General features: G+C 64.6%; 8 protein-coding genes and 1 riboswitch. Of the genes, 5 read left to right on the forward strand and 3 right to left on the reverse strand.

Annotated features, from left to right (window positions below):
* From Q8Q83_RS03485 to Q8Q83_RS03500, 4 genes are all read left to right on the forward strand, one after another.
* A partial coding sequence (locus Q8Q83_RS03485) for a hypothetical protein (RefSeq protein ID WP_305621152.1) occupies positions 1-357 on the forward strand: 357 nt, incomplete at its 5' end.
* A 7-nt stretch (positions 358-364) separates the two neighbouring features.
* The gene (locus Q8Q83_RS03490; protein WP_305621154.1) at positions 365-2569 is read left to right on the forward strand and encodes a response regulator; all 2205 of its coding nucleotides are present in this window, start codon (positions 365-367) and stop codon (positions 2567-2569) included.
* A 16-nt stretch (positions 2570-2585) separates the two neighbouring features.
* Positions 2586-3683, forward strand: a complete 1098-nt coding sequence (locus Q8Q83_RS03495; RefSeq protein WP_305621156.1) for a chemotaxis protein CheB — start codon at positions 2586-2588, stop codon at positions 3681-3683.
* On the forward strand, positions 3656-7255 hold the full coding sequence (locus tag Q8Q83_RS03500; RefSeq protein WP_305621157.1) for an EAL domain-containing protein: 3600 nt from the start codon (positions 3656-3658) through the stop codon (positions 7253-7255). The genes Q8Q83_RS03495 and Q8Q83_RS03500 overlap by 28 nt, the downstream gene beginning before the upstream one ends.
* Before the next feature lie 331 nt (positions 7256-7586).
* Here the strand turns inward: Q8Q83_RS03500 and Q8Q83_RS03505 are convergent, their stop codons facing one another.
* From Q8Q83_RS03505 to Q8Q83_RS03515, 3 genes are all read right to left on the reverse strand, one after another.
* A complete protein-coding gene (locus Q8Q83_RS03505) occupies positions 7587-8831 on the reverse strand; it encodes a S8 family peptidase (RefSeq protein WP_305621159.1) in 1245 nt (414 codons plus the stop codon).
* Positions 8832-8972: 141 nt separating this feature from the next.
* Complete coding sequence (gene cobM, locus Q8Q83_RS03510) at positions 8973-9743, reverse strand: precorrin-4 C(11)-methyltransferase (protein WP_305621160.1); 771 nt, start codon at positions 9741-9743, stop codon at positions 8973-8975.
* Entirely contained in the window at positions 9740-10156 is a 417-nt protein-coding gene (locus Q8Q83_RS03515; protein ID WP_305621161.1) for a cobalamin biosynthesis protein, read from the reverse strand. Before Q8Q83_RS03515 ends, cobM begins: the two co-directional genes overlap by 4 nt.
* Positions 10157-10348: 192 nt before the next feature.
* A riboswitch (cobalamin riboswitch) is annotated at positions 10349-10582 on the forward strand.
* 101 nt (positions 10583-10683) lie between these two features.
* On the opposite strand from Q8Q83_RS03515, the gene Q8Q83_RS03520 reads away from it, so the two are divergent.
* Positions 10684-11162: GTP-binding protein (locus Q8Q83_RS03520; RefSeq protein WP_305621163.1), on the forward strand; the 479-nt coding region annotated here is incomplete at its 3' end.

The raw sequence follows: 11162 nt of genomic DNA on the forward strand, positions 1-11162 counted from the left end.
ACCGCCCAGGTGCGCGGGATTCTCGGCGAGATCCAGAAGGCCATGACCAAGGCCGTGCTGCTGGCCGAGCAGGGCAGCAAAACCGGGGAGAGCGGCTACCTGCGGGCGCAGAGCAGTGGCGAGGCGATCCGCAGCCTGGGCAGCAGCATCGAGGCGTCCAGCGAGATGGCGATGCAGATCGCCGCCACCAGCCAGCAACAGCTGGTGGGCATGGATCAGGTCGCCAGCGCCATGGAAAGCATTCGCCAGGCCAGCCAGGACAATGTCGGTGGCACCCGCCAGGTCGATCTGGCGGCGCGCAACCTGCATCAGCTGGGGCTGAAACTCAAGGGCCTGGCGGCCCAGTTCAAACTGTGAGCATGCCATGAGCCTGGATCTCGAAGCCCTGCAGCAACGCTTGTTGGCCAGTTTCAAGCAGGAGGCGGACGAGCGCCTGGCGATACTCGCCGACGAGTTGGCCAACTGGCGCGAGGCGGGCGCTTCCGCCGAGGCCATAGAGTCGCTGTTTCGCGAGGTGCACAGCCTCAAGGGGGCCGCTCGGGCGGTGGGCCTGGGGCCGATCGAGCAGCTCTGCCATGCCTGGGAGAGCCTGCTTGGCGAGGTGCGCCACGGCACCCTGGAGCTGAGCGCGGAGCGCCTCGAACTGTGCCGTTATGCCCTGGACATGGTGCAGCAGTTGCACGCCGGGCAGCCGCCCGGCGCCGAGGAACAGGCGCACCTGCTGGAGAACCTGGAGGCCGCCGCCGCGGGTGAGGCGGTGCAATTGCCCGCCCAGGCTCAGGCTGCGGCGGCCCCCGTGGCCCGCAACGAGCCCGGCACGGTACGGGTCGCGACACAGCGCCTGGACACCCTGCTGTTTCACAGCGAAAGCCTGCTACAGCACCGGCTCGAGGCGCAAGCCTTGGCCCGCAGCCTGAGCGAGCATGTCAGAGTCTGCGAACCGCAAGCGGGCCGCCGGCTGCTCGCCGGGGGGGCCTTGCAGCAGTTGCGCGAGGGCATGAGCACGCTGCCAGCGACGAGCCGCGACGGGCTCAAGGCGCTGTTCGACTACCTGGACTGGAGCCAGGCCCAGCTGGATCGCCTGCACTTCGCGGCGATTCAGCAGGCCAAAGCCGGCAAACATCTGGCGCAAAGCCTGGCGCAACTGTCCGAGGAACTGACCGAGGAGCTGCAGAGCACCTTGCTGCTGGCTGGCAGCCACTTGGTCGAAGGCCTGCCGGCGATGGTCCAGGACCTGGCCCGGCAAGCCGGCAAGCGGGTCGAGTTGCAGGTGCGCGGGGCCAATCTGCAGATCGACAAACGCATCCTCGACGAGCTGCGCACGCCGCTGACCCACCTGCTGCGCAACGCCCTGGATCATGGTCTGGAAACCCCGCAGCAGCGCCTCGCGTGCGGCAAACCCGAGGTCGGCTTGGTGCAGTTGGAGCTGCTCCAGGAGTCGGCGGATCGCTTCGAGCTGAGTGTGCGCGACGACGGTCGCGGCCTGGATCTCCCCCAGCTGAAAGCCAAGGCGGTGAGCGCCGGCCTGCTCAGCCAGGAGCAGGCCGATGCCCTGAGCGAGGCGGAAGCCGGCAAGCTGGTGTTCAGCTCCGGCCTGACCACCAGCGAGCTGATCACCGACCTGTCGGGCCGTGGCCTGGGTATGGCCATAGTGCAAGAGATGGTCGAACGCCTGGGCGGGCGCATCGAGCTGGAGTCCAGCCCGGGGCAGGGCTGCTGCTTCCACCTGCACCTGCCGCTGAGCCTGTCGACCTTCCGCGCGGTCATAGTGCGCAATGCCGAGCGCACCTTCGCCGTGCCCGCGCTGGCGGTGGAACGCTGCCTGCGCCTGCCGCCAGAGGCCTTGAAGACCCTGGAAAACCGCCCCTCCATAGTGTTCCAGGAGCAGGTGCTGCCGGTCTGGTCCCTGGCCGAGGTGCTCGGCCTCAGCAGTCCCACCCGTGGCGAGGGCGATTTGACCCTGTTGCTGCTCAAGGTGCGTGGTGAGCGCTTCGTCCTGTTGGTGGATGAACTGCTGGGCGATCAGGAGATCACCGTGAAGAACCTCGGCAAGCAACTGCTGCGGGTGCGCAATCTGCTCGGTGCGACCCTGCTCGGCGACGGCCAACTGGTGCCCATTCTGCATCCCGGCGATCTCTACCGCAGCGCCCTGGCCAGCAACGCCAGCGCCCTGGCTCAGGCGAACCAGCCGAGAGTGGCCAAGCGCCTGCAGCGGCTGCTGATCGCCGAGGACTCCTTTACCTCGCGCGGGCTGCTCAAGGCGATTCTCGAAGCGGCCGGCTACCAGGTGGCCACCGCCAACGATGGCCTGGAGGCCTGGAATGCCCTGAAGCAGGCGCAGTTCGACCTGCTGGTGTCCGATGTGGAAATGCCGCGCATGGACGGTTTCACCCTGACCAGCCGCATTCGCGCCGACCGCGAGCTGCTCGGCCTGCCGGTGGTGCTGGTGACCGCCCTGAGTTCGGCGGAGGACCGCGCCCGAGGCTTGGACGCCGGGGCCAATGCCTATCTGGTGAAAAGTGGCTTCGACCAGGGCAGTTTGCTCGATGCCATTCGGCGTTTGATCTGAGGGAGGAGCAGTCACCATGCGTGTGCTGATAGTCGATGATTCACCGGTGCTGCGCGTGTTGTTGCGCGCGGTGTGCGAAGGCGCCGGTTTCGAGGTGCGCGTCGCCGACAGTGGCGTACAGGCCCTGCAGATGCTGGAGACTTATACCCCGGACATAGTCACCATGGACGTGCATAAGCCGCGCAACGACGCTTATGATACCACCGCCCGTCTCCTCGAGCGCCATGCCTTGCCGGTGGTGGTGCTGACCGCCAGTGCCAATGTCCACGACGCGGCGACCGCCATGCGCGCGCTGGCCGCCGGCGCCTTGGCCGTGCTGGAAAAGCCCCGCAGTCTCGATGCGCCGGACTTCGAGCAACGCATCGAGGAGCTGTTGCGTACCCTGCGCAGCCTGTCCCAGGTCAAGGTGGTACGCCGTCACCGGCCGAGCGTGAAGGTCACGGCGGCCGCTGCGTCGCACCAACTGATCGAGCAGGCGCGCGTCGCAGCGCCCCTGCTGGTGGCCATCGGCGCTTCGGCCGGCGGTCCGGCGGCGCTAAAAAGCCTGCTGCAAGGGTTGCAGCAGGCGCAGCCTTGGGCGCTGGTGCTGGTGCAGCACATCGCCACGGGGTTTCTGCCCAGTTTCTGTCAATGGCTGGCCAGCGTGTCCGCACTGCCGGTGCAGATCGCCGAGGATGCCCAGCAACTGCAGCCGGGCGTGCTGTATCTGGCCCCCGAAGGCTGGCAGTTCGGCGTGAGTGCAGAGCTGCGGGTGCAGTTGCATGCCGCCAGTGCGCAGCAGCAGTTCCGTCCCTCGGCCGATCACCTGTTTCACTCCGTGGCCCACCACCTGGGCCAGCGCGCCATCGGTATCCAATTGTCCGGCATGGGTCACGACGGTGCCCAGGGGCTGGCCGAGCTGCGCCGCCTGGGCGGCTTGACCCTGGTGCAGGAGCCGGACAGCGCGCTGATCGACTCCATGCCGCGCGCCGCCATCGATCTGCAGGCGGCCTGCCAGATACTCAGCCCGGAAGAGATTGCCAACCTGCTTAACTCGATAGCCAACCAGGTGGCTACACCGCAAGCCGTGAAAGGAGGGAGCGAGTCATGTACGACAACGCCGAAATCCTCATAGTCGAGGACAGCCCCACTCAGGCGTCCCAACTGCAATACCTGCTGGAAGCCTCGGGTTGCCAGGTGCGCATCGCCCGCAACGGCCTCGAGGCCCTGGCCATGGTCGGCGAACACCTGCCGACCATAATCATCAGCGACATCGTGATGCCCAAGATGGACGGCTACGAACTCTGTCGCCAATTGAAAAGCAACGAGGCCACTGCAGGCATTCCGGTGATTCTGGTCACCAGACTGGCCGACGCCCTCGATGTGGTGCACGGCCTGGCCTCGGGGGCTGACAACTTTATCGTCAAGCCTTACGACGAGAAGTACCTGATGTCGCGCATCCGCTACTTCCTGGTCAACCTCGAATTGCGCAGCCATGAGCGGGTGCAGATGGGCGTGGAGGTGATGCTGGAGGGCGAGCGGCATTTCATCACCGCCGGCCGCCAGCAGATTCTCGATCTGTTGATCTCCACCTACGAACAAGGCGTACGCCTGAACCACGAGTTGCAGTCCAAACACGACGAACTGGCGCGCAGCAACTCGGTGCTCAACTGCCTGTTCCACTTCACCAGCGGCCTGACCGATGCCAAGACCGAAGCCCTTGTGATAGACGCCGCGCTGAAACGCATTCTGGAATTTCCCGAGGCGGTGGCGGCCTGGTTGCTGATGACCGACACCGGCCAGCCCGAGGAGTCGGCGCGCCTGGCCGGGGCTTGCGGCCGTGGCCAGGACTACAGCGCCGAGCGCCTGAGCGCCTGCTTCGACAACTGCCCATGCCGGCATGCCTGGCTCAGTGACCACCTGGAGACGCCGAGCAATATCGGCGTCTGCCCGGCGTTGGCCCAGCAGGCGGGCGAGGGCAGTCATGCCAGCATTCCCTTGCTGCTCGGTGGCGAGATTATCGGCATGCTCAACGTGGTGCGGCGCAACACCCAGCCCTGGCCGGATGAATCGCTGAATGCCTTGGCCTCGATTGGCCGGCAACTGGCCATGGCCGTGGGCCGCGCGCGCCTGTTCGAGAGCATGGAGCAGTTGGTGGAGCAGCGCACCCAGGCGCTGGCGCAGAACGAGGCACTGCTGCGCAATATTCTCGACAGCCTGCCGGTGGGCGTGCTGGTTTCCGACCGTAACGGCCGCTTGATCATGAGCAACCCCGAAAGCAGCCTGATCTGGGCCGGCAACCATCCGTGCGAGCAGGCCGACTACGGCCAGTACCATGGTTTCTGGGCCGACAATGGCGAACCCTTGCAGATCCAGGACTGGCCACTGGTGCGGGCCGTGCAACAGGGCAATGCGATACGCAACACGGTGATCGACATCCAGGCCTTCGATGGCTCGAGCAAGACCATCCTCAACTCGGCGGTGCCCTTCGTCGATGAGCAGGGCGTGCTGCAGGGGGCCATCGCGGTGATTCAGGACATCAGCGAACAACGCCGCCTCGACCTGGATATCCGCATCCGCACCCGCGCGGTGGAGGCCAGCGTCAACGCCATCATCATCACCGACAACGAACAGGCGGATCAGCCGATCGTCTACGTCAACCCGGCCTTCGAGCGCATCACCGGTTACCGCAGCGAAGACGTGATAGGCCGCAACTGCCGCTTCCTGCAAGGGTCCAAGCCGATCCAACCGGCCCTGGAAAGCATCCGCCGGGCGCTGCATGCCGAAGAGGAGGGCGAGGCCGTACTGTGCAACTACCGCAAGGACGGCTCGGAGTTCTGGAACGACCTGAAAGTCGCCCCGGTGGTCAACGACCGCGGCAAGGTCAGCCATTTCGTCGGCATCCTGCACGACATCACCGAGGCCAAGCGCTATCAGGAAGAACTCGAGCACCAGGCCAACCACGACGGCCTAACCGGCCTGCCGAACCGCAACCTGCTCAACGACCGCATCCGCCAGGCCATCGCCTTTGCCAGTCGCAATCAAACCCAGTTCACCCTGGCCTTTATGGACCTGGACCAATTCAAGGTGGTCAACGACAGCCTCGGCCACAATGCCGGCGACCAGCTCCTGGTGCATATATCGGAGCGTTTACAGCGCTGTGCCAGGGAGATCGATACGGTGGCGCGCCTGGGCGGCGACGAGTTCGTCATCCTGATGGTCGACAGCGGTCCCTTCACCGAGCGCATCGGCCTGCTGGAACAGTTCCAGCAGCAGGTAGCCGAGCCGCTGGAACTCGACGGCCAGGAGTTGGTGGTCAGTTGCAGCATAGGTTTCTGCTGCTTCCCCGATGACGGCGGCGACGTCGTCACCTTGCTGCGCAACGCCGATACCGCCATGTACCAGGCCAAGCACCAGGGGCGTAACCGTATCTGCGCCTTCACCTCGGGCATGAACGAGCAGATGCAGCGGCGCCTGCTGCTGGAGCGGGAAATTCGCCAGGCCTTGCAGCACGGCGAGTACCGCCTGGTCTATCAGCCGCAATTGGATCTGCAGAGCGGGCGCCTGTGCGGCTTCGAGGCCCTGGTGCGCTGGCAGCGCGAGGACCGGCTGGTGCCGCCCGACGAATTTATTCCGCTGGCCGAGGAGACCGGCCAGATCGTCGGCATCGATAACTATGTGTTCGACGCCGTGTGCCAGCAGTTGCAGCGCTGGCAGGAGTCGATGAAGGGCCTGAGCATCGCGGTGAACTTCTCCGCGATCAGCTTTATGGAGCCCAGCTTTATCGAGCGGGTGCAGCAGACCATGGACCGCTACGAGATATTGCCCGCCCGGCTCAAGCTGGAAGTGACCGAGACCATGCTGATGACCAATACCGATGAGGTGCTGCTCAAGATGAAGGAGCTCAGCGCCTTGGGCATCCGCTTCTCCATCGATGACTTCGGTACCGGCTACTCGTCCCTGGGCTATCTGAAGCGTTTCCCCTTCAGCGAGCTGAAGATCGACCGCAGCTTCGTCACCGACGTGCACCTGGACCCCGACAGCGCCTCGCTGGTGCGCTCGATGATCTCCATCGGCCACAACCTGGGTATCAAGGTGATAGCCGAAGGCGTGGAAACCGCCGAGCAATTGGGCTTCCTGCGCCGCGCCGGCTGCGACGAACTGCAGGGCTACTACTATTCGCCGCCGTTGCCGCCCGATGCCTGTCTGGAGTTGCTGCAAGGCGGTTCGGTGCTGTACCTGCCGAGCAATATCCTCGAAGATCAAGCGCGCTACCTGCTCCTGATCGATGACGAACCCGGCATCCTCAAGGCCTTGCAGCGCGAACTGCGCCTGGAGAACTACCAGATCCTGACCGCCCAGAGCAACGCCGAGGCCTTGCCATTGCTGGCGACCTATCCGGTGGATGTGGTGCTCACCGATATGCGCCTGGCCGACATGACGGGCGTGGAGTTCCTGCGCCGGCTCAAGACGCTCTATCCCGACATCATCCGCATGGTGTTGAGCGGCTCCACCGAGGTCAGCACCATCCTCAAGGCGGTCAACGAAGGGGTGATCTATCGCTTTATCACCAAGCCCTGGGATGTCGTCGACCTGCGCGAACAGCTGCGCGAAGCCTTCAAGCAGCGTGAACTGCAACGCGATAACCAACGCATGCGTGAACAGCTGATGGCCATGCAACAGGGTGACTTGCAACCTAGCCACTAGGTGCCTGTCCGAGAATGCGGATTTTTGTAGGTTGGGCTGAGCTCCGCGAAGCCCAACATGCTGACTTTGTTGGGCTTCGTTCCTCAGCGCCAACCTACGATTTGCAGGAACGTAGTCCGATGCAATCCGGGGGGGCGGATTTGCAGGAGTAGCGTTCCCCGGATTCTATCCGGGCTACAAAAAATCGCCGGGAACGATTTTTGACGTCGCGTAGCGACGGCCCCGAAGGGGTGGCCGCCAGGGATGGCAGGACACAAAAAATGCCGCTCACTTGCCTTAAGTGAACGGCATTACCCCTTGGTTGGGGCTGGTGAAGACAGGCAGCGGCAGTTTAGAAGCCATCCACCTGCAACAGCTGTATCGGCAGGCCATCCTTACTCAAACTCCCTGGCTGTATCGCCGCCCCACGCAACGCCGCTTCCACTGTAGCGGGGGAATCAGCAGTATGAGTGCTGAGATAGAGCGCCGCGCCACCCGCGGTGTGTGGCGCGGCCATCGAGGTGCCGCTAAAGGTGGTGGTGCCGCCGCCTTTCTTGGTCGAGAGGACGTAGACGCCCGGCGCCCAGCCATCCACACAGCTGCCGTAGTTGCTGAAGTAGGCCTCCTGGTCGGCACTGTCGGTGGCCGCCGTGGTCATCACGCCATTGTCTCCCTCGCCGGCCCGCGCCGGCGAACTCAGGCAGGCATTTGCGCCGCTATTGCCGGCGGCCACGGCATAGAAAATCCCCGCAGCCGCTGAATTCAGCACCGCCGTATCCAGCGCCAGGCTGGCGCCACCGCCCAGGCTCATATTGGCCACGGCCGGCTGCCCTTGATTAATAGGAGCTGTCGCATTGGCCGTCACCCAGTCCACCCCCGCGATCACCCCGGAGGTGGTGCCGGAGCCACCGCACCCGAGCACCTTGACCCCCACCAGCGCCACGCCCGGCGCCACGCCGACCACATCCTGGCTGTTGTCCTTGGCCCCGACGGTGCCGGCCACATGGGTGCCATGGCCATGACAGTCCCTATTGACGCCGCCGGCGAAGTTCACATGCCCCACCACATTCAAGTCCTTGTGGCTGGTGTCGATGCCGGTATCGATAATATAGGCGCGCACCCCAGTCACAGTCACAGGGCCGACGCTATTCGTCCAGGTGACGCTGTTATCCGCTTCGACCCTATCGATGCCCCAGGGCAGCACCTGTGGCGCCGGGGTGGCGCCGCCACCCGGTTTGCCCTGCGCTTGCTCCGGCACCCCGAGGACCGCCATCGGCAGATCCTGCTCGATATAGGCCACCCGCGCATCGGTCAGCAGCGCCTTCAGCTGCCGGGCATTCAACTTGGCCGAGAAACCCTCGATGGCCCGGCTATAGACATACCCCAGGCTGAAAGCATGGCGCTTGGCCAAGGCCTGGGCGGCGGCGCGCACGGCGGGCCGCACATAGTCGCCGTTACTGGGGGCCGCTTCGGTCGCCGAACTCGCTATGGCCTGGGGCGTGAACACCACGATAAAGGGCGAGGTCGCATCAGCCGCCTGGCTGGTTGGAAGGGACAACAAACCCGTACAGGCCAGCACTAGGGTCGAAATTTTCATAGGCACCTCTTAGCAAGCGCCCGGACACGCTGCCCAGGATGTGCACTGTTTAGAGTTTATAAGCTGGACAGCACCTGCAGCAGTCGGTGGCCAGACTGTTTCGGAATGGCCAGCTGCATTCTTATGAGCCCAGACGCGGGCTCAGTCTGCTTTGCCCAAGCTATCGGGGTTTCTGAACAGATGCTGGTGCTCGGCGCGGTATAAGGCCGAGTCGGCAAAATGCTCGGCATTCAGCACCCGGCCAACGATGATCAGTGCGGTACGGCGAAAGCCTTTGGCGCTGACCAATTCTTCGATATCGGCCAGGGTGCCGCTGACCCAATCCTGATCCGGCCAACTGGCGCGATGCACCACGGCAATCGGGCAATCCGCGCCGTAATGCGGCAGCAATTCGGCGACTATCTTGCTCAGGTGCACCACGCCCAGGTGAATGGCCATGGTCGCGCCGTGACGGGCCAGGTCATGCAGTTGCTCGCCGGCGGGCATCTGCGACTTGCTGGCATAGCGGGTGAGAATCAGCGTCTGCGAGACGTCCGGCAGGGTCAGTTCGCTTTCCAGCAGCGCCGCACAGGCGGCAGTGGCGGTAACGCCGGGGATGATCTGGAAGGGGATATCCAGCGCGCGCAGATGGCGGATCTGCTCGCCAATGGCGCCGTACAGCGACGGGTCGCCGGAGTGCACGCGGGCTACGTCCTGGCCTTTGCCGTGAGCCTGGCGGATCAGTGTGATGATCTCGTGCAGGTGCAGTTCGGCGGTGTTGACCACCTGTTCGGCGCTGTGGCCCTCGAGTACGGCTTCCGGGACCAGCGAGCCGGCATACAGGATCACCGGACAGCTGCGCAGCAGGCGCTGACCCTTGACGGTGATCAGCTCCGGATCGCCGGGGCCGGCGCCGATAAAATAGACGGTCATACAGTCTCCAGAAATGTCACAACGGCCAGTGCGCAGGTGGCATCGGCCGAGCGGATTTTTCCGCCCAGCAGCTCGGCGCGCTGACCGCCGAGTGCTTCGGCCTGGGCCAAGGCGCTGGCCTCGGCGACCCCGGCGCTGCCGGTGATCTGCAGGCTTAGGGCCGAGGGCTGGCTTAACCGTGCATGGTAGCCGGCGAGCGCAGTCGCCGGCAGCAGCGCCAGCGGCAGTTGCAGGTACTCGGCCAGTTGGCGCAAGCCGGGTTCATCGCGCTTGTGCTCGCTGCTGGCCAGGCTGCTTAGGTCAGAAAGTTGCAAAGCCTGTTGCGCGAGCGCCTGCTGCAGCAGTTGCAGCAACTGCTCGCGGGAACAGCCCCGACGGCAGCCCAAGCCTGCGACATACAGCGCTGTGCTCATAACGGCTAAAACCTGCTAAGAAAGGCTAAATCGGGTCACTTAATACGGGCGCAAGCATAGCCCGCGGGTGACTCGCGGCTTGTCATTGCATCTGCCGCATTGTGCGTTAACGCACCGAAAAAGCCTTAAAGAACATCACGAAGCCTGCTGGCCCGTCAACCGCGATGATTGACCTGCCCGGAGGCACTGCGTAGCCTTCACCCCCGTCGAGGTTCTCTGGTCCTGTACCAGAGCTAAGAGGGAACAGGGTTATGCCCTGGCTGCCCCCGCAACTGTAAACGACCCGTAACCCTTCCGTTGCTCTGCCGCCTATGCGCGCCAGGCCGACAGCCACTGCGTTCGCGCGGGAAGGCGAAGGAATGGGCAGCGCCTCGGGCGCTGCCCCGGTCGTGAGCCAGGAGACCTGCCTCGCACTGTTTTCGACAACCGGGCGGGGTGCTCCGGTGGTGCATGGCTGGCGCATGGTCGCGCCACGCCTGTCCGCCCCTGCCCGCCGGTCTTTCTTTCGCTGCCATGCAGGGCCAATCATGCAAACGCTCGCCAAACTCCCCGTCACCATAGTCCCCGGCTTTCTCGGCGCCGGCAAAACCACCTTGCTCCGCCATATGCTCGGCCACGCCGACGGGCGGCGCATCGCGGTGATAGTCAACGAATTCGGCGAGCTGGGCATCGACGGCGAAATCCTCAAACAGTGCTCCATCGGCTGCAGCGAAGAAGAAGCCAACGGCCGTATCTTCGAGCTGGCCAACGGCTGCCTGTGCTGCACCGTGCAGGAGGAGTTCTTCCCGGTGATGCGCGAGCTGGTGGCGCGCCGCGGCGAGCTCGACCATATCCTCATCGAAACCTCCGGCCTGGCGTTGCCGAAACCCTTGGTTCAAGCCTTTAACTGGCCGGAAATCCGCAACGCCTGCACGGTGGACGCGGTGATCACCGTGGTCGACAGCCCGGCCGTGGCCGCCGGCACCTTCGCCGCCTTCCCGGAGCAGGTCGACGCCCAGCGCAAGCA

It is taken from the genome of Pseudomonas sp. (assembly GCF_030696055.1).
Classification (GTDB): Bacteria; Pseudomonadota; Gammaproteobacteria; order Pseudomonadales; family Pseudomonadaceae; genus Aquipseudomonas.